The organism is Methylocapsa aurea (genome assembly GCF_000746085.1).
Lineage (GTDB): Bacteria > Pseudomonadota > Alphaproteobacteria > Rhizobiales > Beijerinckiaceae > Methylocapsa > Methylocapsa aurea.
In genome coordinates, this window is record NZ_JQKO01000018.1 from 36,551 (window position 1) to 60,223 (window position 23,673).

Here is a 23,673-nt window from a genome sequence, read left to right on the forward strand (position 1 = left end):
CCAATCAAATTAACCAATCCGTTAATCCGCCAAAGTAGTGCTAGGCTTAGGATCCATTGACCGAGCCAAAAGATAACGGTTGCCGCGATGCAGATTGCTGAGAAGAAGGTGTGCGCGCATCGCTCATAGCGGGTGTGGATGTGGCGCCAGTCCTTGAGCTTACCGAACATATTTTCGATTTTATGCCGCTGGCGATAGAGCGTGCGGTCGTGGGCGATTGGTATCTTGCGGGTGGCTTTTGAGGGGATGCTCGAGACGATGCCGCGAGCGGTCAGGGCGTCAAGCATCATCGCGCGGTCGGGCGGGCCGCTCTCGGCCACTAGGTTGGCGAAGATTCGGTCGAAGATACCCATGCGGAACCAGCGAACGAACCGGTTGTAGAGCGTCTTATGGAAGCCAAAGACCGCGGGCGCATCCCTCCATCGAAGACCATTCCGGATCACATGGACTATCCCGCTGACCACACGCCGGTCATCCACGCGCGGAATGCCACGCGTCCGGGAAAAAAAAAGGGTTCAATGCGCTTAAGCTGAGCCGTAGTCAGCCAGAATTGATCAGACATCGTCAGGTTCTCCTGCCGCGCTTGAATCACGATGTCACATCAGATGGAATTAGAGTTTGCAAAGGTCTGCTATGCGGACAAACCGGACATGGAACGGGGTCGTCTTCAATCTCGGTGAGTTTGCCTTGACAGCTTGTCAGAGCCGATGATTTCACCAAGGAGGAGTTTCACGATGACCATCACGATTACCGCATTTGAACGGTCACCCGATGGCGGCAAGGGACTGGCGCGTGATACGCGCGTTCGCTGGGCGTTGGAAGAAGTGGGCCAACCTTACGAGGTTCGTCTTGTTTCGTTCAGGGCGATGAAGGAACCCGCACATCTGGCGCTTCATCCTTTCGGGCAGATTCCGACGTACGAAGAAGGCGATCTTGGCTTGTTCGAGACGGGGGCGATCGTGTTCCATATCGCGGAGCGCCATGCGGGCCTGTTGCCAGACGATGCGAATGCCCGGGCGCGCGCGATCACATGGATGTTCGCCGCGCTCAGCACGGTGGAGCCGCCGATCCTTGAACTCGGAACCGCCAGGCTCCTTGAGGGCGACAAGTCCTGGTCCGCGCAACGCATGCCTCTCGTCGAGGATCGCGTCCGTAACCGGCTGGGCCAACTTTCCCGTCGCCTTGGCGATGCCGACTGGCTCGATGGCGCGTTCAGCGCGGGCGACCTGATGATGGCGTCGGTGCTGCTCAGGTCGAGAGCGTCGGGTATGCTGGACGAATATCCAAACCTCCCCGCCTATGTAGCCCGCGGCGAAGCGCGGCCCGCCTACAAGCGCGCCTTTGAGGCGCAATTGGCGGTGAACAAGCCACCGGCCGGCTGATTGAGGTCCGGCTCGAAGTCGTCATCCGAGTTTTTCGTTCAGTTTATGGCTCCTAAGCCTAGGTGTTTGATCCCGGGTTTTGATGGTGCATTCTTGTCGCGAGAGTGGAGGGATGCGCTATGGGACAAGTTCTGCACGGCTGCGCCACGACGACAGAGGCGGTCCGTCGAGCGATACAAAATAGTCAAGAGAGCCTGAGAGCGCTCGCCAAGCGCTACGGGGTCAATCAGAAGACCGTCGCCAAGTGGAAGAAGCGCGGCTCTGTCGCCGACCGGCCGACCGGCCCGAAAGAGCCGAAGTCAACTTCGCTTTCCCTTGAAGACGAGGCGATCGTCGTCGCTTTCCGCAAGCATACGCTGCTGCCGCTCGATGGTTGCCTCTGTGCCTTGCAAGCCACGATCCCGCATCTCACGCGATCCGCGGCCTCGAAAGGTTCGATGAGCACGGTATGCACCTTCCAATCCACGCCCCCGCGTGGGGGGCGACTGACCGATTTCGCGGCATCCGTTGTCGCGACCGCCTCGTTCCAATCCACGCCCCCGCGTGGGGGGCGACGCTACCACGTGTCACAACACACGGGCCGGTTAGCAGTTCCAATCCACGCCCCCGCGTGGGGGGCGACGCCCCTCGGTCGCCGATCGGTTCCAGGTATTGATGTTCCAATCCACGCCCCCGCGTGGGGGGCGACCGTCGCCGGCCCGCGTGCGCGCCTATGGCCGGGTGTTCCAATCCACGCCCCCGCGTGGGGGGCGACGACCTTGGTCATCGCTGCGCCGGCGGCAGTTGCGATGTTCCAATCCACGCCCCCGCGTGGGGGGCGACACAAGGCCCGCCGCGTCATGTTGGAGCCTTTGGGGTTCCAATCCACGCCCCCGCGTGGGGGGCGACACCCAAAAGATAGCGGCGCAAGTCGTGCCGTTGAATGTTCCAATCCACGCCCCCGCGTGGGGGGCGACCCAGCGCTCCGCTTGCGAAGGCTCCAGCCTGCGTGTTCCAATCCACGCCCCCGCGTGGGGGGCGACTTCATTCGAACGAAGCCCTGCATGAGCCCCTGTCGTTCCAATCCACGCCCCCGCGTGGGGGGCGACCGCCGGCGGCCGGTCCAGGCGGAATGTCATTTTTGTTCCAATCCACGCCCCCGCGTGGGGGGCGACCATGTCTCTCAGGGCGCGCGGAACGCTTGTTCGGGGTTCCAATCCACGCCCCCGCGTGGGGGGCGACGCGGGATTGTCCATAAGGGACGCCTGTTCGCATCCGGTTCCAATCCACGCCCCCGCGTGGGGGGCGACGACCCAATCTAGGCGACTCCTCGTCGGATGGCATGGTTCCAATCCACGCCCCCGCGTGGGGGGCGACATTCTCGGTAGTCCGCCATGAAGGGGGCGTTTCTGTTCCAATCCACGCCCCCGCGTGGGGGGCGACCAGCTACGAGCTTCTCGACTTCCCCTATGATCTTGTTCCAATCCACGCCCCCGCGTGGGGGGCGACGCGACCCCGATGCAATGGCCTCGGTGTTCGTTCAGTTCCAATCCACGCCCCCGCGTGGGGGGCGACTGGGGCTGGTAAAGGAACCGCGTCAACGATTCAGTTCCAATCCACGCCCCCGCGTGGGGGGCGACTCGATCGAGACGCTGACAGCGAATTTCTGCTTCGTTCCAATCCACGCCCCCGCGTGGGGGGCGACGAAACACGCCGAGTATTTTATTCTGAAGGATCTGTTCCAATCCACGCCCCCGCGTGGGGGGCGACTGCGGCAGGATAGAGTACTGATCGAACAAGCGAAACCCTCAGCAGCGCGCGAACAGTTGCAAGCGAGCGCCGCAAAACGGACATCCTTCGGACTGGAAACTTCGGCTCCTTGATCACAAAGGGCTTTTGGCTCCGCGGACCGGTCGGCGTCCAGCCGGTCGCTTGGGGTTCGCGCGAGCAAACCCCGCATCGAAACTCCGGCAGCCCACGAAAGAACCAAGATGCAGATTGTTCCACAGCACTTGGTTCCTGCAAACGTGGATCCGGACCGGAATCGAAATTTCTGGAAAAGTCTCGGCGACGCGCGATTTTCAAAAATGCGCGGCACACGAAACTCCGAATGGACCTTCAGACTAGAGCGCTTTCGGTTTCGACGGAATCAGACAGCAGCTCTAGATCTTCGTTTTGTCGCATTTTCTTAACGCGAACCGATGTCCACTTCGCCCGAAAATGCTCTATCAAATCATACGATCATCGGCGCATCGAAATCCACCGCCGGCTTGGCCCCCACATGCTCCACGCGACGGCGCCAACTGGAGCCAAGAAAATAGAACCTGAGACTATCCTTGTGTGGATCGATCTCAGCCGTCAGCCGCGCTCGCAGCGCCGCCCATTGGGCCGGATCGACTTCGCATTCGAAGACGGAGAACTGCACCCGCTGACCGACGTCGCGGCAGGCTTTGGCGATGCGCCTCAGCCGCCTGCGGCCCGCCGCCGTCAGGGTCTCCACGTCGTAGCTGACGAGCACCATCATCGACATCCGTCTCCTATTTCCAGAGCATCGGCGGATAGCCGTCGAGATCGCCACGCACCGCCTTGGCGAGCAGTTGCGCCTGAATATGAGGCAACAGGCCGATCGACGCTTTTTCCTTCAGAAACGGGTGCTCGATTTCCTCGCGCTTGCGCTCTTGAAACGCCACCAGCACCTGCTTGCGCGCATCGTCGCCCAGGAAAACCGCGCCATTTTCGAATATGCGGAAATCGCGAATGCCTAATTCGCCGCGATTGACAAGAGTCAGGGCCAGCCGGTCCGCCAGATGGGGCCGGAGCTCCTCCATCAGATCGAGCGCCAGGCTCGGACGTCCAGGACGCAGGCGATGCAAGAACCCCACCGCCGGATCAAGCCCGACGCCTTCGAGCGCCGACCGGCAATCATGCACCAGCAGCGTGTAAAGGAAGGACAAGAGCGCATTGACCGCATCGAGAGGCGGACGGCGCGAGCGGGTTGTGAAGCGCAGGCCCGGCGCCTTCATGCGGATCAGATGATCGAACACGCCGAAATAGGCGCGCGCCGCCTCGCCTTCGATGCCACGCACCTCATCGAGAGGGCGTGGCTTCAGACAGCGGCGGGCCGCGTCGGCCAGAAGCACGACGGCAGATTGCATGGCGCCCTCCGCCGCTTCGTCCATCCCATCGCCATGATCGCGCAAGGCCCGTTGCAGCACCGCGCGCTGATTGGAGGCCTTGGCGATGACGATCGCCGCGGCGAAGCGGGCGCTCGCCGCCTCGCTCTCATGGGCGCGGAACTGGTCGCGGCGCAAGAGCACATTGCCGGAGACCGGCCCCTCGACCCGCGCAAGGAAACGGCCATTGTCAGAGAAATGGGTGATGGCGATGCCGGCCTCCAGCGCAGCCGCCATCAGGCCGGCGGAAATGCTCACGCGCCCGAGCGGCGCGATGGAGCCGAGCTTGTGCAGCGGCACGCGCAGCCGCTCGACGCCCTCCACCTCGACCACAGCGTTCTCGCCATCCTTGTGCACATAGGCGCCCTCGGTGGAGACATAGAGCGTATTCAGGTGGCGGCGATCGACCATTTTCACTGCCCCGCATCACTCGTCGATCATGCGCTCCAGCCAGCGCGCCACCTGGCCGCCGTCCGCGGTGGTTCTCGGCGCGCAAATCTCCAGCAGCGAGCAGGCCCGACAGCGTTTGGCCTGGTAGGCGGCATGAGGAACCTCCGCCGCGAGGATCATGGCGCGGGCGGCGGCGGCGGTTTCCTTGGTCAGCCGACGCAAATCGGCGTCGAAGGCCACCACGACGCGGCGGCGCGTCTCGCCGTAGAAGAGGGCGCCCTCTGGCACGTCGACGCCGAACATTTCCTCCAGCGCGATGCCTTGCGCGCAAAGCTGCGCCTCGTCGGCCCGATGCGCTTTGGGCGAGCCGCGCTTGTATTCGACCGGAAAGGGATGAATGCGCCCGTCCCGCTCGCGCAGTTCCACGACATCGGCGACGCCGGAAACGCCAAGGGCGGCCGAGCGGATCGGCATGGCCGTGGCGGCGCGCACGCCGCGCCGGCTCGAAGCCCCCGGTTGATCCGCCCGATCGTGCATAATGCGGCCTTCGGCGGTGAAACGGTTCTCGCTCCACATTTGCTCGACGTGAATGAGCGCGCATTGGCGCGGGCAATAGAGCATATGCTGGAGCGCGGAAAGAGGGATCAGGTCGGCCTCGTCCATGATCCCGCCTCGGTCAGATCAGATCCAGAACTTTGACGCCGGCGGGCAAGGCCGCCTCGTCCAGCGTCACGACATAATCGGAATAGGCGCGCGGCGGGCCATCTGAACTGGGCGCGCGGGAAACCGTTACGCGCTCGAACAGCTTATGGGCCGGGGCGTTGCCGAGATCGCTCTCATGCTCGAAGACAATCAGCCGCCTGGCGGTCATCTCGCCGCGCGCGGCCGAGCGGTCGTGGTCGAACATTTCGCCGAGCGCGCGCCAAAAGAGAGCGAGATCGTCTTCGGAAAAGCCGGTGCCTTTCTTGGCGTCATTGGCCAGCCGCGCCGAGACGAAGCCATGGGCTCGGTAGAGGCCATAAGGGACGATGTGTTTGCGGCCCATGGTGCGGTCATTTTTCTTAGCATCCTCTTCATTTGTCACGGAGGATCTAGTAATAGAAACCTCGATCGGGACAATCGGATCGATTGAGTGACCAAAGGTGAATTGGATAGGCCCACGCACTTGCCCAACATTGACTTCCGTTGACATAACCGCCCCGAAAGCGCGGATATCAAAGAAATTGTCGCACATCCATTTGGTGAGCGAGCGAGCCTCCTCTTCCTTCTTCGGCAGCTTCCTGGGCTCCGAGGCCAATCCGGTTGCCGCATAAGCCTCACGATTTGTTAAATTGAGCACAGCGCGCTCAGCCATGTAGATCCTGTAGCCGACACCGTCGCCGCGCACGAGCGAGACGAAGTTGCGGACCTTCCGCTTCAAGCAGACATCGGTCACGAGACCGAGGCCTGTTTCCGCATCAAGGCGCGGCATGTTGCCTGCATCCGGGTCGCCGTTAGGGTTGCCGTTGGCGACATCGAACAAGTAGACGAAATCATAGCGATGATTGATGGCGGACATGGGCTCATTCCTCGGTGTTATCGACATTTTCAGCTGCCTCTAACTCCTTGGGAGCGGCCGTGGTCTTGGTAAGGAAAGCTTCGCGTTGGTGGTAGTAGCCGATGGCGAATCGCCCTTGATCTTCAAGTCGCAACGTCTTTGGAAACGCTGTCGAGGAACCGCTTAGAGCTTCAGCGATGCGATCCTCAAACCATTCGGCAAGGCCAGCGCCAACCTTTGAGCGAACCGATTTGGAATGGTTCTTGGCATTACGAAGCAGGGACGGGAAAATTCGCGCAGGAGTCGCCGAGGCCGACGCGTAGAACTTGTCGCGAACCGTTGCATTTCGGCGGCCGAGGCCAGCGGCCTGGAGCCGCTCCAAAATTCCGAAGAGCCGACCGAGACGATAACCGGCGTTGCGCTCCTCAAAGTCGATCGACACTGGAACCTCCTCATTGGCGCGGCTGAGCACCGCTTTGATAAGTGCGACACGCAGGGGCGCAATCTCGCGATCGACACGGAACCGCATCAGGATCATTGATAAAAATGACACCGGATAACGGGCTCCCGTGAGCACGGCGCGGGTAAGCTCGCCTGCAATGTGAGCATGGGATTTCTCGAAGCGGTCCTTCTCATCCCTACTCATGTCCTTGATCCGCCCATCGTCAGAACGTCTGACCGGCGCCAGGCAATAGACTAACCGCCAGAATTGCGGCGCCCTGCCGTCACGCCACGCGGGCGGCTCCAGCCGCAGATCCTCGAAATGCCGCGTCAATCTTTCCGCAAGCTGCTGGATGGTGGTTTCGAGCCAGAAGCGGACCGAGATGCGCGCAGCGTTGGGGGAGAGGCCAAGGACGTAGAATTTCGTCGCCGGATTGATGGAAAGGCCCGGCACGGGCTGTCCTTTTGCGACCAGCGCCAGCGCGTTGAGAAGGTCGCGCTCTTGCGCCGCGGAGTCCGGGCCGGGCTCGGCCTCCGGTTCGGCGCTCTTTTCGCCGCCGCCAAAGAGCGCGGCGAAGATGGCCTCGCCGTCATAGGGCTCCTCATCCCCTTCCGGCTCGGCCCAGAACACCACGGAAGCGTCGCCGATCTGCACGCGGTTGCGAAGCCCGGCCAGGAGCGCGTTGAGCGCGGTCGTGTAGGCGAAGGCAGCGTATTCGGAGACGGGAGCGTTTTCGCCCTGCTCCTTGCCGTAGGAGGTGAAGGCCGATTGGTTGAAAGAAACGATCGCGGCGCCCGACGACTGCGCTCCGCGCACGCCTTTGATGGAAGGGTGCAGCCGGGCAATCGGCGCTTCCTCGCCGGTGACGAGACACAGTCCGACGCCCCCGCCGCCACTGACGGAGCGCGCGACGACCGCGCGAGCCGCCGGGCGCTCGTGCAGCCAATTGCGTTCGCCATCAAGGCGAAACACCACATTGGCGTCCAGCATCTGCGCGGCCAACGGCAAACTTTCGTAGGCTTCAGGATCCCAGCCGTCCAAAAACGCCAGAAAAGCCTTGAGGCCAGCATCCTCCGTTTCGCCGATGGACTCATGCTGGCGCCGGCGGAACGCGGCAAATTCTTCCGCGCCTGGCCGCAGCCCTTTCTTGGCTGCGCGCTTCGACTCCTTGGCCGGGTCGGCGGCGCCGAACACATAGGCCGTCTTGTCCCACAACAGGTTGGCTGCGACGCCGACCGTGCGTTTGGCTGGCTGCGGAACGGTCATCGCCTCGGGCACATGTTTGCCCTTGACCGTCTTGCCCAAGGACGTGACATCGACCACCGAACCATCCGCCGCCAACGTGACGCCGTAGGCGATCTTCTCCGAGGAATATCCCGGCACGGGCGCGTCGCCCTTCGCGGCCATGCGGTCGTAGCGCCTCACCAGCGCAGCCAGCATGCTCATCGCCTGGCGCCCGCATCTTCCATGCGCGGCACATTTATGACGCCGTCGACCATTTCGGCGCGGAAAAACACCGGGCGGGCGCCAGCGGCGAAATCGAGGTCGAGCAGCATGAAGCCGAGGTCGCGGCGCCCCATCATACTGGCGTCCATGGGCGGCAACTCGCCTTCCACCAGATCGAAGTTGGCGGCGAACTCCCGCACGCCAAGGCAAGGCCGTTGGAAACACTGGCCGGATCTTGCGCGGCGGCGCGCCATGTCGATATGCTTGGCGTCGCTGTCCTCGGCGCCCCATTTGCCGGCGCGCTCGAAATGCGCCTCGATCACATAGGCGACGTCGCGCAGCACGGTGGCGGCGCGCTGCTGGCGGTCCTCGTCCACCACGATGGCGAGATCGCTGACTTGCCCGGAGCGCATGGCGGAGCGCACGCTCGATTCTGAAATTTTGGAGCCGACCTCGTTGCGGCGGATGCTCTCGAAGCGGATCGGCCTCAACACGTAGATGCGGTCGACGATCCAGCGGATCGCCGGCTTCCAGTGGATCGCCTCGAGGATGCCGCGCGCCGCCGAGGGCGTCATCACATCATAGGAGACGCGCTCCACCGCCATCTCCGGCCGGGTGAACAAGGCACGCTCGCCCCAGACATGCAGCTTCAGGCCAAAATCCTTGGGCGAATCGATCATGAGGCTCTCCCTGTATAGAACTCACGCTCCGCCCGAGGAAGAAACTGCGCAATACGCTCTATTTTCAATCAACAACTTTATTCGGAGGTTTTCAGAAACTCAGGAGAGGACCGACCAAGCATCGTGGGCTGCTTGGTCGGCCCGTCGCGCTCTACCAATTCGTCCATAGCATGTTCCAACCCACGAGGCTGAGGGGCGGGAGGAAATCTCGAACTCTCACCAAATGAAGCGTCGAATTCCGCATTCAGGCGAAATCGAACGCGAGGCCTCAATTTTGAAAGGAGAGTGCACAGCCATTCCATCGCGAATCCTCAAACTCGACGGAGGCATCATCCCAGGCGACGAGTAAAGTATTCATGCTGTGGACTAATTAAAATACCAATCGCCCCGCCTCTTCAAATGTCAGATCAGAAAGATCCAGCCCGACATCGTCGCGATAGAGGCTCGTATCCGTCAGCGCCACGAATTGCTCGCCAAAACGGTCCGGCTGGATCACCTGCGCCGCGCCGCGCTGGATCAGTTTGGCGCGGTCGCGCGGCGGGACATTGACGAGATAGCGCTGCAGCTTGCGTGCGATGCCGCCGACTTTGTCGGCGTGGCGCAAATCCTCGATCAAATCCCTCGCTGGCTCATTCCAACCGATAAGAATCGGCGCCATGGCGTCGTCGATCATCTGGAAGCGTCGCGCGATGGATTCCATCGGCAGCTTGGGCGGTTCTCGTGGCCGCTTTTGGTCCGGCGCATAGGCCCGCAGCAGCTCCAGGATGCCGTTTTCGTCGAGCGCTTCCTCGCCCTTCAGCCAGAACAGCTCGCGGAAATAGTCTTCGATCGCCGGCGGATCGAGCAGCCCGCCTTCGAGTTCGCCACGGTCCAGCGCGCGCCAGACCTTTTTCGTCGCCGACCAGCGCTTTGTCATCTCGGGATGGCTGTTGGCCTCCTCCGTTTCAAATACCAGCACGCGACTCTCGGAGGCCGTCCGCTTGCCCTCTCGATTGCAACGGCCCGCCGCCTGGGCGATCTGGTCGAGCCCGGCCTCGGCGCGCAGCACGGCGGGAAAATCAATATCGACGCCCGCCTCGATCAGCGAGGTGGACACCACCCGCGCCGGCCGCTCGTCTTTTAGATCCTGCCGCACCCCGTTCAACACCCTGGCGCGGTGGGCGGCGCACATCATGGTGGACAGGTGGCGCGCCCCCGCCTCAGCCCGCATTCGGGAGAACAGTTCGCGGGCGTGCCTGCGCGTGTTGACAATGACCAGCACCTGGCTGCGCGCCGAGATCCGCTCGGCCAGCGCCGCGTCGTCCAGCTTGCCGGCCCGCTCGATCTCCACCCGCTTCAAAATCTGGAACAGCGGCCTCTCGTCGACAATGATGGGCCGGACATCGCGCAGGCCGCCGACGAAGGAATTCTCTGCGCCGGGATTTTCCAGCAAGGCCGGTTGCGTGGCGGTCGACAGCACGACGGTTGCTTTGTAGTTGCGCGCGAGTTCGTCGATCGCCAGCACGATGGGTCGCAGCACCGGCAGCGGCAGGGTCTGCGCTTCGTCGATGATGACCACCGAGCGGGCGATGTTGTGCAGCTTGCGGCAGCGCGACGTCTTGTTGTGGAAGAGGCTTTCGAAAAACTGCACCGCCGTCGTCACGACGATCGGCGCATCCCAATTCTCCTGCGAAAGCCGCAGCTTATCGCCCATTTCGGGCGCGTCCTCCTCGCGCCGGATCTTCGTGTCGTCGAAGGCGCCGTGATGTTCCAGCACGGCGCTCTCATGCTCGCCCAACGCCTTGCGAAAAACATCCGCCGTCTGCTCCACCACCGAGGTGAACGGAATCACCACGATCACCCGGTCGAGACCATGTTTCACGGCATGGTCGAGCGCGAAGGCGAGCGAGGCCAGCGTCTTGCCGCCGCCGGTCGGCGCCGCCAGAGTGAAGACGCCTTGCGACTCCGCGGCGCTGGCGCGGGCCGCGGCCAGGATCCCGGCGCGGGCGTCGTTCAGTTGGCCCGGATGTTCGCGCCGCGCCTCCTCGGCTTTCATCGCGAGGAAGCCGTCGAGCCGGCTCTTCAGATCACTCAATGCGACGTCGGGAAAGCCACGATTCTTTGCGCCGTAGAACGACTCGGTCGCGATGAAATCCGCATCGACGAGCGCCGAAAACACCATGCGCGTGAAGAACGCAAGGCAAAAAGCGAAGGCCGCTTTTGCATCGTCGGACTTTGCTTCCTTGCGCGGTTTGAGCGGCGGCCCGCCGGGCGAAGGCGGATGCGCCAGCCCTTCCGCGGACCAGAGGCGCTTCTGCCGTTCCAGGTCGCCAACACAATGCTCCAGCCGCGCGTCGAGCGGCGTGATGATCGGCGCCGAACCCGCGCCGTCCTGCGTGGCGTCCATCAGCCCGGTGTGATGCCCGGCGATGATGGGCGCAAGAACGCCGCTGAAAAAGCCGTAGAGCTCCATCGCCAGGGCGGCGCCCGGCCCGGCATGGTCGAATGGCGTCTTGGAGCCCGCGAGGCGCGCCTGGAATCTTGGATCGATTTTGCCGAAGTCGTGCAGCCAGCCCACCAGTTGGCCGAAGTCCGCCGCGCCGAATTTGCCCGCTCGGGCTTCCGCCAGCACGGCGACCCTCTCCAGATGATCGCCAAGCGGCTCCGGCGCCTTGTCCGGGCTTTTGGCGGAATGGGCGTAGACAGGCATTTTGAGGCCCTCCCTCTCTCGAAATCATCACCGGCGCGCCGATATGATGTCAGCCCTGCGCTTGGCGTGCTTGCGGCATGATCTTGATCGTAGGCCGTGGATGGACGTCGCGACCCATGCCAATCGACTGACGGACGGGAGCCTTTGACGCGGTCAGGAGAGCCGACCGACTGCTAAGCGGCCCCGGAGTCTCCCCTTGCGCAGATCAAGCCGGCCGGCGCAAAAGGTCGTCACAAGATAGGCCCAGCCTTGAGCTTTTCCATGCATGCAATTCGCCCCGCGTTAACGGCGGCAATTCTTTTCGCCTCCGCGGCCCCCTGCGCGGCCGATCCCGCGCCAAGAATCCACTACGCTCCGGCCGAGAACCTCGAAAAAATTGATGTCGCGCTGATCGACGGCGCGCGGCGGGAGATTGATCTCGCCGCCTATGTTCTGACCGATTGGCCGGTGATCCTGGCTCTCACGCGAGCCGCCAATCGCGGCGTCAAGCTGCGCCTTTATCTCGACGGAGCGCAACTGGCCAATCGCCCGCCGCGGGACGTTTTTCAGGATCTCGCGGCAACCCCGACCGTCCAGATCCGCATCAAGCCCTTAAACAAGCGGCCGATGCATCTGAAATCCTACCAGATCGACAGACGATTGCTTCGGACTGGCGCGGCAAATCTTTCCGCGTCCGGCCTTAAGCAGCAAGACAACGACCTCATTGTAATCAAGGGCCTAGAGGCTTCGATGAACTTCAAACGCCACTTCGAAGCGATCTGGGCGAAGGGAGAGGCGTGGAAATAATCGACCCGACGAGAACGCGGGCTCTCCCCAATGCGCTCAGGCTCCCCAGCCTCTCCGAACCAAAAGCAATCGAGGCTTGGGCTGAACCTTCGCCCCACAGCTGGCGGCATGCGCATAGGCGCGAGTCTATGCCAGGGAGATGATTGATGAAGGCGCCGGGAAAAATGCGCCGGCGGGAGCGGAGAAAAGTGATCAGCGCGCCACGCCGGCGATATTGGGTGGCTGCCGATCAGTTCAGGCCGCCAAGCGCCCAAAGCGCAGCTAGAATAACAAGACCTAGGGCGAGCGCGCCGCCGAGGCCCTCGTTTCCAAACCAATTATAGCCAAAATAGGCAGCTGCGGCGATGATTAGGATAATGACGACTAGAATGACCATGATTACCTCCCTTGACATCCCAATTATGGCATTCTCGTCCGTTCGCGCCAGGATTTGACTCTCTTTTCTTGGGCCGAACCGACAAGGCTGGGCTCCACCTCCATGATTGCTGGCCCATGACCCGCGCCACATGACCAGTCCCAGGAGTGAAGCAGCGGTAGCGTAGCTACTCGCGATGTCATCACTATGACGCGAATTGGTCCCTCGCCGAACGATGAGCGCCGGACCTCGCAAGGCGTGAAGCGGGAGCGCAAGCGACCTTCCGGATGAAAGATCTGCGACCGATGCGCGCGTCCAAAATCTCCGAATCTGCTCCCTCAAATCCAGCAAACCCTCCGCTTTATCTTCACGCCATGGCCAACAACAACCCGAAGTCAAACCCGCCGCCCCACCCGCTTGGCGCAGTCATTGTCAACCATTTACAATGATTAACGCCGGAACAAACGATCAAATAACCGTGCTTGACCACTCCCTAGATTTCCATGGTCGATCGAAGTAAACTGGTAAAATGCCAGTGGATTGGCGTTACTGCGGATCGCATCCTGACGGCCTCCGTTCCCCGCCCGTCGTCGAAAAAGGATTGCGCCCCCGACTCGACACGATAATATCGCCCATGCTCGACATGCAGCGCGTTTTCCGGCGGGACCTTAGGATCCGCGATAGCGCGGCGCCGACTCCCCATGTCACCTGATGGAAATAAATGACGAAGACACGGATGAAAATTCAAGCCCGCGCAATCCGCTTTGCGGCCGCCTTAGGATGCGCGATGCTTGTGCTTTCCGCATGCAAAGAATCTGCAGCGGTTGAGAAGTCGGTGGCGGCGGCGCCCCCTCAAGTGGGCGTTATTACAATTCATCCCGTCCCACGGCCCTACATCCGGGAGCTCCCTGGTCGAATTGCGCCAACTCAGGTCGCCGAGGTTCGCGCCCGCGTGGCCGGAATCGTGATCGAACGCACGTTCAAGCAGGGCGCGGAAGTGAAGGCCGGCGATGTTCTCTATCGCATCGACCCAGCGCGATTCGAAGTTGAGCTCAGCGCTACTCAGGCCGCTCTCGCCAAGGCGAAGGCCGCGCTCGAACAAGCGGAGCTGCAGGCGGCCCGCGTCGAAAAACTGATCAAGGGACAGGCCGCGTCGCAGGCCCAGTACGAGAACGCCATCGCCACGTGGCGCCAGGCGCAGGCCGATGTCGCGGCCCGCCAGGCGGACGTCGCGCGGGCGAAGCTCGATCTCGACTATACTTTTGTCCGCTCGCCGATCAGCGGCCGGATCGGCCGCGCCTTGATGACGGAAGGCGCGCTCGTCGGACATGGCGAAGCGACCCATCTCGCGACTGTCCAGCAACTCGATCCCATCTATGCGGATTTTACTCAAGCGGCGAGCGAACTTCAGCAGCTGCGGCGCGATTTCGAAAGCGGCGCGCTCGAGCAGATCGCCCCCGACGCCACCAAGGTGCGGCTGGTGCGCGACGATGGCACCGTTTATCCGCATCCGGGCCGCTTATTGTTCTCGGACGTGAGCGTGGATCCGAGCACCGGTCAGGTCACCTTGCGGGGTGAGTTCCCGAACCCAAAGAGCGAACTCTTGCCCGGCGCCTATGTCCGCGTTCAGATCGAGCAAGGCATCGACGCCGACTCGCTTGCGGTGCCGCAGCAAGCGGTGCGGCGAAACGACACGGGCGGCAGCGAAGTCTATGTGGTGCGCGCAGACAATCGCGCTTTCATACAGCCGATCCGCACAGGGCGGATTGTCGATGGGCAGTGGCTTGTGCTCGACGGTCTCCAGCCGGGAGATCGCGTCGTCGTCGAAGGATTCCAAAAATTCTCCGCTGGCGAACTCGTGGACCCTGTGCCCTGGCCGCTCGCGTCGGCGGCCACGGCATCGGCCGGCGAAGACAATCGCCTGCGCAACTAAAGCGGCTTCCGCGGAAGCGGAAGGTTGCTTTCATTCTTTACTGCATCGCATTTTTTGACGCGAACCGTTTGCTGCTTCGCTCGTAGATGCTCTAGACTGAAAAGACGCAATCATGGCCGGCTTCTTCATCGACCGACCGATTTTCGCGATTGTGATCGCGCTCTTCATCTGCCTCGGCGGCGGGCTCGCCATTCCATTTCTGGCGATCGCCCAATATCCCATTATCGCGCCCCCTTCGATCTCGATCAGCACCAGCTATCCCGGCGCTTCGCCGCAAAATCTTTATAACAGCGTCACGCGCCTCATCGAGGAAGAGCTTAACGGCGCCAACGGAATCATGAGCTTCGAGTCGAGCAGCGACTCGTTGGGACAGGTCGAGATCATCGCCAATTTCGTTCCGGGAACGGACTCGAGCCTGGCTTCTGTCGAGGTCCAGAATAGAATCAAGCGCGTTGAAGCGCGCCTGCCGCGCGCCGTGATCCAGCAGGGCATTCTGATCGAGGAAGCCTCGAGCGCCGTCCTGCAGATCATCACGCTGCAATCCACCGACGGCAAGTTGGACGAGGTCGCGCTCGGCGACTACATGGTCCGCAATATCCTCGGCGAGATCCGGCGCATTCCAGGCGTTGGCCGCGCGACCCTTTTTTCCACCGAGCGGTCGCTGCGGGTTTGGATCGATCCGGAGAAGCTCGTCGGCTACAAGCTCACCTCCGACGATGTGACGAAGGCGCTCGAGGCTCAAAATGCTCAGGTCGCGTCGGGCGCCGTCGGAGCCGAGCCCAGCCACAAGTCCCAGACCATTTCGGCGATGGTCCTGGTCAAGGGGCAACTCACCCTCCCCGAGGAATTTGAGGCCATCGTCCTGCGCAGCAATCCCGACGGCTCGACGGTTCGTCTGCGCGACGTCGCGCGCGTCGAAGTCGGCGGCATGGGCTACCAGTTCACCACGAGGTTGAACGGCGAGCCGACCGCCGGCCTGTCCGTCTTGCTGGCCCCAACCGGCAATGCGCTCGCCACAGCCAATGCGGTCGAAGCGAAAATGGAGGAACTGGCGAAGTTCTTTCCATCCAATATCAAATATAGCATCCCCTACAACATCACTCCGGTCGTCGAGGCTTCGATCAAGAAGGTCCTCACCACGCTGGTCGAGGCCATGGTCCTCGTCTTCCTGGTGATGTTCCTGTTCCTTCAGAATATCCGCTACACGATCATCCCGGCCGTCGTCGTTCCGGTTGCGCTCATCGGCACCTGCGGCGCGCTTCTGGCGTTCGGGTTCTCCATCAACCTGCTGACGCTGTTCGCGATGGTGCTCGCCATCGGCATTCTGGTCGACGACGCGATCGTGGTGGTCGAGAATGTCGAGCGCATCATGTCCGAGGAAGGACTGCCCCCGCGCGAGGCCACCCGCAAGGCCATGACGCAGATCACCGGCGCGATCATCGGCATTACGCTCGTGCTCATCGCGGTGTTCATCCCGATGGCCTTTTTCCCGGGCTCGGTCGGCATCATCTACCGTCAGTTCTCAGTGACTATGGCGTCGGCGATCGGCTTCTCCGCGTTTCTGGCTCTGTCTCTGACGCCGGCCCTATGCGCCAGCTTGCTAAAGCCGGTCGCCGCCGGACATCACCACGCGCGAAGGGGCCTTTTCGGCCTGTTCAACCGCGGCATGGAAAGCGCGAAGTCCGGATACAGCGGAGTCGTGCGCTGGACGCTTTTGCGCACAGGACGGCTGATGCTGGTTTATGTCGCGCTTGTCATTGGGCTTGGGTGGGGTTTCTCGCGCCTTCCCACCGGCTTTCTGCCAATCGACGACCAAGGGTTCATCACTGTCGACGTGCAAACGCCGCCTGAGGCCTCGTTCAACAGGACCTTGGACGCCGTGAAGCGCGTCGAGGAATTCCTGCTCCATCGGCAAGGCGTCGACCAAGTCACCTTTCTGACCGGATACAGTTTTCTTGGCCAAGGCCAGAACACCGCGCAGGCTTTCGTCACGCTGAAGGATTGGAGCTTGCGCGGCCCCGACGATTCCGCCGAAGCCATTGTCGCGGACGCCAACAAGACCCTTGCGTCAGTCAAGGACGCCAAGATCTCCGCGTTGCAGCCGCCGCCGATCGACAACCTTGGAAATTCGAGCGGATTCAGCTTTCGCCTGCAGGACCGGGCTCAAAAGGGCTACGAAGACCTCATGCGGGCGAAGGATCAACTCCTCGCCGCCGCGAACGCCAGCCCCATTCTCCAGGATGTTTATGTCGAAGGGCTATCGCCCGCTCCTCAGGTCGAACTCCTCGTCGATCGCGAAAAGGCGGGCGCGCTGGGCCTGACCTTCCAGGACATCAACAGCACAATCTCCACCAATCTCGGGTCGACTTATGTCAATGATTTCCCAAATCGGGGCCGCATGCAGCGGGTCATCGTGCAGGCGGATCTTTCGGGACGCATGCAAGCCGACGACATTCTTGGCTTCAATGTCCAGAATAACCAGGGACATCTGGTTCCCTTTTCTTCCTTCGCCTCCGTCAAATGGACGGTAGGACCGACGCTGTTGGTGGGATTCAACTACTATCCTTCGGTGAGAATCAGCGGCTCCGCGAGACCGGGCTTCACGAGCGGCGACGCGATCGCCGAGATGGAGCGCCTCGCCGCCGCCCTGCCGCAAGGGTTCGGCTTTCAATGGACCGGTCAATCGCTGCAGGAAAAGCTTGCCGGCTCGCAGGCCTCGATGTTGCTTGGCCTTTCGGCGCTGGTGGTGTTTCTTCTGCTCGCGGCTCTCTATGAAAGCTGGACCATTCCGATCTCCGTCCTCCTGGTGGTTCCGCTCGGCATGTGCGGCGCGGTGCTCGCCGTAGCGCTGCGCGGCATGCCCAACGACGTCTATTTCACCATCGGGCTCATCACGATCATCGGCCTCGCCGCCAAGGATGCGATTCTGATCATCGAATTCGCGAAAACCCTTCACGCGGAAGGCAAGCCGCTGGCCCAAGCCGCCATCGAGGCCTCCTACCTTCGCTTTCGCCCGATCTTGATGACCGGTTTCGCCTTCGTATTCGGCGTTGCGCCGATGGTCATCGCGACGGGCGCGAGCTCCAAGAGCCAGCAAGCGCTCGGCACCGGCGTCATGGGCGGCATGATCGCCGTGGTGATTCTCGCCCTGCTCATGGTGCCGATGTTCTATGTCGTGGTTCAAAAGCTCTTTTCGCGCCGCGAGAAGGGCGGCAGCCAGGTTGCGCCCGGCGCGCCGAAGAAGTTGGCCGATGCGCAGCCTTCGCATTGATGCGCTGCGGCTCCTGCGCAGCAATCGGTTCGAAAATGCCCAGACTCCGGGAGTTGACTTTCCCGGCGCGCTGATAGCATCTTAGCCGCGACGGTTCCCCTTTGGGGGATCAAAAGGGAACACGGTGCGGCCTTACCGCCAAAACCGTGGTTGCCCCCGCAACTGTAAGCGGCGAGCCGCGCGCCAATCACGCCACTGGGCAACCGGGAAGGCGGCGCAAGGCAGAGACCCGCGAGCCAGGAGACCTGCCGTCAGCCGTGGTCATGCGCGAACACATTGGGCGGGGTGCCTCAATGGGGACTAGGAGCCTCGCCTGAATTTCAGGAGGCGTCTGGACTTTGGTTCGCAGTGACGTGTCACGTTGCTGCGAGATCATCATGCTGTCCCGCTCCTGTCCGTTGGATGCGCGCTTGCGCGCGCTCGCTCCATCTATTTGTCTCCTCGCCTCCTTCATTCATGCGCCCTGCGCTTATGCCGACGATCCGACGCCGCCCGTCGAGCTTCCAGAAGTTGTGGTTGGCGCGACTCGCCTGCCGACGCCCGAGTCCGAACTCGGCGGCAGCGTCACCGTCGTCACCAGCGCCGAAATCGCCGCCAAACAGCAGCGCACATTGCCTGACGCGCTGCTCGAAGTCCCCGGCCTGAACGTGGTGCAAGCCGGCGGCCCCGGCGGCCTCGCCTCGGTCTTCATTCGCGGGACCAATGCCAACCAAACCAAAGTTTTCATCGATGGGATCGACGTCAGCGACCCAAGTTCGCCGAATGGCGCCTTCGACTACGCCCATGTCTTGACCTTCGACCTCGACCGCATCGAGGTCTTGCGCGGCCCGCAAAGCGGACTCTATGGCTCCGATGCGATCGGCGGCGTCATCAATATCCTGACCCAGAAAGGCGAAGGCCCTGGGCGCGCCACGGCGAACCTCGAAGGCGGTTCGTTCGGAACATTCAACCAGACCGCAAGACTCGCCGGCTCGACCGATTGGTTAAGCTATGCCTTCGGCTTCGGGCATTACCATGTCGGCGCGACGCCGGTGACCCCGCCGGACCTCGTCCCGCCTGGCCGCGGCCTCAATCCCGACGCTTATGACAACCGCACCGCGTCCATGCGCCTCGGCGCGGCCTTCGGCGATCAATTCGACGTCGGACTCGCCAGCCGCTACATCGAGACAACCCTCTTTTCGACGAGCGACGATTTTATCGGGCCGGAGTCTCTCCAAAGCCGCAGCGACAACCGTCAGCTGTTTACCCGAGGCTTCGCCCATCTGACGCTCTTCGAGGGGCGTTTCGATCAAACGCTCGGTCTCGCCTATACGAATTACGACCGGACCTATCTCGATCCGAACTATGCACCGCTCGCATCAAGTCTCTATGGCGGCGGCCGCATCAAGCTCGATTGGCAGGGCAATCTGCGGCTTCTTGACGGCGAGGTGCTGACGCTCGGCGCCGAGCGCGAGGAAGATCGCGTCAATAACGGCGGCGGCTTCACAGCGAGAAACGGCAATGCCGCCGGCTTCGCCCAGCTTCAATCCGATATTGGGGGACGGCTGTTCAACGCCTTGAGCCTGCGCTACGACGCCAACGACCAGTTCGGCGGCGCCGCGACCTTTCGGATCGCGCCCGCGCTCCTCATTTCAGAAACCGGAACCAAGCTCAAAGGCAGCCTTGGCACAGGATTCAAGGCGCCGACGCTCGACGAACTCTACAATAATTATCCAGCATTTCGTTTCTACGGCAATCCAGATCTACAGCCCGAAAGCAGCATTGGCTTCGACTACGGGATCGAGCAGCAATTGCTGCCGGGCCGCATTTCGATCGGCGCCACCTATTTCGCCAACAACATCAAAAATCTCATCGATTTCAACGATACCTTCACGTCCTATGCCAACATCGGCCGGGCGAGAACTTTCGGGCTCGAAAGCTACATGAGCCTTGTCCCTTGGGACGGCTTCACGCTGCGCGCCGACTATACCTACACGATCGCCAAGAACGAGACCACTCAGATGGACCTATTGCGGCGGCCGCGCGACAAGGTGAGCCTTAGCGCCACGCTCCAGGCGACGCCGTCCCTGTTGCTGTCGGCGACGCTGATCTATGTTGGCCCATGGCTGGACGTCAGTCGCGCGGGGACGCTCTCGAATCTTCCGGCGAATGGCTATGCGCTCGTCAATCTCGCCGGCGCTTACGACTTTGGCCACGGCATGTCGGGCTTTGCGCGCATCGACAATCTTTTTGACTGCCGCTACCAAAATCCGCTGGGCTTTCAACGGCCGGGGCTCGGCCTGTTTGGCGGCGTGAAGGTCGCTTTCGGACCGGACGGTTTGCTGTGACGCGCAAAGTGGGATCCGAACCAGAACATCGGCCGCGCCGGGCGGTCGAGACCGACGGAGCGTCGGTCGATGTTTTTCCCTTGCCCGCGGACGAAGAGACGCTCGCCGCCCTGCTCCGCGATCTGTTCGAGAATTACTGGCGCGAAATCACGTTCGGACCGATCATTGAGGGGGCGGCCTACGAATTCAAGGCGCCATCGCCGCCAACCCATATTGGTCTCTTCGACGGCTATCTGACGATCGCTTTCGGCGCCTCACATTTTCATATTTGCATCGGGGCGCATAAAGGCGCGCCGAGCCACCCCGCTCCGCCAGCGCTGGCGCGCCACCGCCGAACCTCGCGCGCTGAGCTTTACCGCCGCCTCGGCCGGTCTGGCGCCCCGGTCTCATGGGGCCTGCGCCTTTTCAATGGCGCAGGCGAGCAGCAGATCACAGTCCTTCTTCCCAATCCGTTCCTCGATCAGGACAGCGACAAAATCCTGAAGGCGCCGGACTGGCGGCGTCTCGCCCTGTGGGACAGGCTCCGGGCGCGCTGGCTGGGGCTCGATGAACCTGATCCGCTCGACCGATCCGGCGATGGCTTCCGCCATGATTAGCTTTCCAACACGCCTCAACGTCACAAAGGAGAACCCCATGCTTCCCTCCCCTGCGCTGCCCATCGGCTGGCGTCGCCCTCTCTGGATCGCCCTGCTGGTCGCCGCCAGCGTCGCATTTACGCTCGGCTTTGCCTGCGCGGCGCCGCTCGCGGCTTTCGCCGGCGTCGCGGCGCTGACCATGCCCCGCCAACAGGCTTTGCTTCTTGTCGGCTTGGTCTGGTTCGCCAACCAAGCCGTTGGATTTGGCGTGCTGCACTATCCCTGGACGGCGGACACTCTCGCCTGGGGCGCTGGACTTGGCGCCGTCGCGCTGCTTGCGACCCTGACCGCTGAATGGGGCGCGAAGCGCTCAAGCGGCCTTCACCCAATCCTATCCTCGACCCTCGCGTTCCTTTTGGCATTTGCAATCTATGAAGGGCTCTTGTTTGCCGCCTCGCTGATTTCGCAGAGCGGCGTCGAAGACTATGCTCCAGCGATTGTCGGGCGGATCTTCGCCATCAATGCCGCGGCTTTCATCGGGCTCCTCGCGGTCAATAGATTGGGCGCGTCAATCGGTCTCGTCATTGAGCCAAGGCCGCAAATCGCCGCGGACGCGCAGCGCGGCTGAGCCCTATTCCAAGGACTCGAAAAGTCGCTTGAAGGTCTGGTCTAATTTGCCTTCCCATCGTCGCCCGCCGCGACGGCGGGAAGCACCAGGATCGCCTCCAATCCACCGAGCTTAGACCGGCCAAGGCGCAGTTCGCCCCTGTAAGCGCGAGCCAGATCGCGCACGATGCCAAGGCCGAGGCCCGCGCCGCCGCGGCTTCGGTCGAGCGTCAGCGCGCCGTGAAGAATCTCCGAAGCAGCAGCGTTCGCCATGCCGGGTCCATCATCCTCGATGGCGATTTTGCAGCAGGCGTCTTCCTGCCCGGCCGAGATTCTCACCACCCGGCGCGCAAAGCGACATGCGTTATCGAGGAGATTGCCGAGCATTTCATCGAGATCCTCGACCTCCACCGCCACATCCATCGGCTTTACGCTTGTAGAGCCAAGATCGAGATCTCGCTCGCGATAAAGATTTTGCATCGCCCGCAAGACTTCGGCGATGCGATTGCCGACCTCGCATCGAATTCCCGGCACGCCGACGGCGGCCGCCGCGCGGGTGCGAGACAGGGCGTGGTCGACTTGCCGCCGGATCGCGATTGCCTGCAGCCGAACCGTTTCCGAGGCCTCGCCGGGCCCAAGCGCATCGGCGGCATTGGCCAATATCGCTAAGGGCGTTTTCAGCCCATGCGCCAGATTTCCGGCCTGAACGCGGCCGCGTTCGACAACCTCCCGGCTATGCGCCAGCAGCGCATTCAAATCGTTCACCAGCGGCGCGACTTCGGACGGGAAGGCGCCGCCGATGCGTCCGCTCTGCCCACGCCGCACCGCCATGACCTCGGTTCGAAGCTGCATCAGAGGACGGAAAACGATCCACACCTGGCCAGCGACCAGGGCCGAGAGCCCCAACCCCAACGCCATGAAAGTCCAAAGCAGGATATGCGAGAATGACTCGATCGACTTTTCCAAATCGCCGATGTCGGCGGCGACGGCGGCGCGGACAATTCCCGGATAGCCGGGCAAGCTCACGCGACGCTCGATCGCGACGAGCAGCTGATTGTCGGGGCCTTGAAGGCGGTGACGATGGATTTCGCCATCGGCGGGCGCATCGACGGGCAAGGGAAGCGTGGCGTCCCACAAAGAGCGGGAGCGCAAGCGGCTGGCTTTCTCATCGTCGATTTGCCAATAGAAAGCGCTGTAGGGCTTTTGAAAGCGAGGGTCGCTGAGCGGCCCCGCCACCACCAAGGCGCCGGAAGAATCCTGACCAATCCGGGCGAGCAACTGGTCAAGATGAGCCGCCAGCTCGGCGTCGAAGCGCCGCTCGACCTCGGCGCGAAACAGATGCACCAGCAACCTGTCCGAAACGCCAAAGGTCAGCGCGCAGATCAGCAGCGAACTCGACAGGATTCGCCAACGCAGCGACCGCAGCGGACCTTTCACGGCGACGCCAGGCGATAGCCGAGCCCGCGCACGGTTTCGATCGCGTCGGCGCCGAGCTTGCGCCGGAGCCGCGCGATGAACACCTCTATCGTATTCGAGTCGCGATCGAAATCCTGGGCATAGAGCGCCTCGGTCAGTTCGGCCTGACTGACGATGTTTCCGGCGCGACGCATCAGGCAGGCCAGCGTCTTGAACTCTTGCGCGGTCAGCCGGATGGGTTGCCCGTCGCGCCGGGCTTCCGCCGCCGCGGGATCGAGTTCGAGGCCGCCGTGGCGCAGAATAGGACTCGCCTGACCGTGCGAGCGGCGGATCAAGGCGCGCAGGCGCGCCGCGACCTCCGCGATCACGAAGGGCTTCACAAGATAATCATCCGCGCCGGCATTGAGTCCGGTGACCTTTGCATGCCAATCCCCTCGCGCGGTCAGGATCAGCACCGGGGTCTTTTGATCGGCGCGCCGCCACTGCTTCAGGATGTCGAGGCCATCCCGATCAGGAAGACCGAGATCGAGTACGATCGCGTCGTAACATTCCTGCATTCCGAGATAGGAGCCGTCCTCGCCGGTCAAGGCCGCGTCCACGGTGAAGCGCTCGCGCTCCAACCCCTCTTTGAGCTGAGCCGACAAGATGCGATCGTCCTCGATGATCAACACGCGCATCCGTCATTC

The 23,673-nt window shown here is 62.4% G+C and carries 17 protein-coding genes, 1 pseudogene, 1 CRISPR repeat array and 1 riboswitch; of the genes and pseudogenes, 7 read left to right on the top strand and 11 right to left on the bottom strand.

Annotated elements, in window-relative coordinates:
- Positions 1 to 62 precede the first annotated feature (62 nt).
- Positions 63 to 562 (bottom strand): annotated as a pseudogene (locus DL86_RS19340) (transposase); the annotation flags it as partial.
- 172 nt (positions 563 to 734) lie between these two features.
- Between DL86_RS19340 and DL86_RS12985 the strand changes: the two are divergent.
- On the top strand, positions 735 to 1,382 hold the full coding sequence (locus tag DL86_RS12985; protein WP_036262142.1) for a glutathione S-transferase family protein: 648 nt from the start codon (positions 735 to 737) through the stop codon (positions 1,380 to 1,382).
- Positions 1,383 to 1,836: 454 nt separating this feature from the next.
- Positions 1,837 to 3,131: a CRISPR direct-repeat array (repeat unit 32 nt; unit sequence GTTCCAATCCACGCCCCCGCGTGGGGGGCGAC).
- Between the two features lie 463 nt (positions 3,132 to 3,594).
- Here the strand turns inward: DL86_RS12985 and cas2 are convergent.
- From cas2 to DL86_RS13025, 7 genes are all read right to left on the bottom strand, one after another.
- Positions 3,595 to 3,885: a CRISPR-associated endonuclease Cas2 gene (cas2, locus tag DL86_RS12995; protein ID WP_036262241.1), complete on the bottom strand. Its 291-nt coding sequence runs from the start codon at positions 3,883 to 3,885 to the stop codon at positions 3,595 to 3,597.
- 13 nt (positions 3,886 to 3,898) lie between these two features.
- On the bottom strand, positions 3,899 to 4,945 hold the full coding sequence (cas1c, locus tag DL86_RS13000) for a type I-C CRISPR-associated endonuclease Cas1c (RefSeq protein WP_036262144.1): 1,047 nt from the start codon (positions 4,943 to 4,945) through the stop codon (positions 3,899 to 3,901).
- Positions 4,946 to 4,960: 15 nt separating this feature from the next.
- Positions 4,961 to 5,587 (bottom strand): CRISPR-associated protein Cas4, encoded by a 627-nt coding sequence (cas4, locus tag DL86_RS13005; protein ID WP_036262145.1) that lies wholly within the window; start codon positions 5,585 to 5,587, stop codon positions 4,961 to 4,963.
- Between the two features lie 13 nt (positions 5,588 to 5,600).
- Positions 5,601 to 6,482, bottom strand: a complete 882-nt coding sequence (gene cas7c, locus DL86_RS13010; RefSeq protein WP_036262153.1) for a type I-C CRISPR-associated protein Cas7/Csd2 — start codon at positions 6,480 to 6,482, stop codon at positions 5,601 to 5,603.
- A gap of 4 nt (positions 6,483 to 6,486) precedes the next feature.
- Positions 6,487 to 8,349 carry a type I-C CRISPR-associated protein Cas8c/Csd1 gene (gene cas8c, locus DL86_RS13015; protein ID WP_202899208.1) on the bottom strand — a complete coding sequence of 621 codons (1,863 nt, stop codon included), beginning with the start codon at positions 8,347 to 8,349 and terminating at the stop codon, positions 6,487 to 6,489.
- Positions 8,346 to 9,029: a type I-C CRISPR-associated protein Cas5c gene (cas5c, locus tag DL86_RS13020; RefSeq protein ID WP_036262159.1), complete on the bottom strand. Its 684-nt coding sequence runs from the start codon at positions 9,027 to 9,029 to the stop codon at positions 8,346 to 8,348. The genes cas8c and cas5c overlap by 4 nt, the downstream gene beginning before the upstream one ends.
- Before the next feature lie 370 nt (positions 9,030 to 9,399).
- A complete protein-coding gene (locus DL86_RS13025) occupies positions 9,400 to 11,718 on the bottom strand; it encodes a CRISPR-associated helicase/endonuclease Cas3 (protein WP_036262163.1) in 2,319 nt (772 codons plus the stop codon).
- Between the two features lie 261 nt (positions 11,719 to 11,979).
- On the opposite strand from DL86_RS13025, the gene DL86_RS13030 reads away from it, so the two are divergent.
- Positions 11,980 to 12,504, top strand: coding sequence for a phospholipase D-like domain-containing protein (locus DL86_RS13030; RefSeq protein WP_036262170.1), 525 nt, complete (start codon positions 11,980 to 11,982; stop codon positions 12,502 to 12,504).
- Between the two features lie 229 nt (positions 12,505 to 12,733).
- Here the strand turns inward: DL86_RS13030 and DL86_RS19905 are convergent, their stop codons facing one another.
- Positions 12,734 to 12,880, bottom strand: a complete 147-nt coding sequence (locus tag DL86_RS19905) for a DUF3309 domain-containing protein (RefSeq protein WP_156964637.1) — start codon at positions 12,878 to 12,880, stop codon at positions 12,734 to 12,736.
- Positions 12,881 to 13,595: 715 nt separating this feature from the next.
- On the opposite strand from DL86_RS19905, the gene DL86_RS13035 reads away from it, so the two are divergent.
- The 5 genes from DL86_RS13035 to DL86_RS13055 all read left to right on the top strand — a co-directional run bounded on the left by DL86_RS13035 (position 13,596) and on the right by DL86_RS13055 (position 21,593).
- A complete protein-coding gene (locus DL86_RS13035) occupies positions 13,596 to 14,792 on the top strand; it encodes an efflux RND transporter periplasmic adaptor subunit (protein WP_051953369.1) in 1,197 nt (398 codons plus the stop codon).
- A 112-nt stretch (positions 14,793 to 14,904) separates the two neighbouring features.
- Positions 14,905 to 18,063 carry a multidrug efflux RND transporter permease subunit gene (locus tag DL86_RS13040; RefSeq protein WP_036262174.1) on the top strand — a complete coding sequence of 1,053 codons (3,159 nt, stop codon included), beginning with the start codon at positions 14,905 to 14,907 and terminating at the stop codon, positions 18,061 to 18,063.
- 74 nt (positions 18,064 to 18,137) lie between these two features.
- A riboswitch (cobalamin riboswitch) is annotated at positions 18,138 to 18,330 on the top strand.
- A 143-nt stretch (positions 18,331 to 18,473) separates the two neighbouring features.
- Positions 18,474 to 20,390, top strand: a complete 1,917-nt coding sequence (locus DL86_RS13045) for a TonB-dependent receptor plug domain-containing protein (protein WP_210165411.1) — start codon at positions 18,474 to 18,476, stop codon at positions 20,388 to 20,390.
- Entirely contained in the window at positions 20,387 to 20,986 is a 600-nt protein-coding gene (locus DL86_RS13050; RefSeq protein WP_245276368.1) for a DUF7676 family protein, read from the top strand. The genes DL86_RS13045 and DL86_RS13050 overlap by 4 nt, the downstream gene beginning before the upstream one ends.
- A 37-nt stretch (positions 20,987 to 21,023) precedes the next feature.
- Positions 21,024 to 21,593, top strand: coding sequence for a hypothetical protein (locus DL86_RS13055; protein WP_036262176.1), 570 nt, complete (start codon positions 21,024 to 21,026; stop codon positions 21,591 to 21,593).
- Between the two features lie 41 nt (positions 21,594 to 21,634).
- Here DL86_RS13055 and DL86_RS13060 read toward each other — a convergent pair whose 3' ends face one another.
- Entirely contained in the window at positions 21,635 to 23,008 is a 1,374-nt protein-coding gene (locus tag DL86_RS13060) for a sensor histidine kinase (protein ID WP_036262178.1), read from the bottom strand.
- Positions 23,005 to 23,664 carry a response regulator gene (locus tag DL86_RS13065; protein ID WP_036262179.1) on the bottom strand — a complete coding sequence of 220 codons (660 nt, stop codon included), beginning with the start codon at positions 23,662 to 23,664 and terminating at the stop codon, positions 23,005 to 23,007. Before DL86_RS13065 ends, DL86_RS13060 begins: the two co-directional genes overlap by 4 nt.
- Positions 23,665 to 23,673 lie beyond the last annotated feature (9 nt).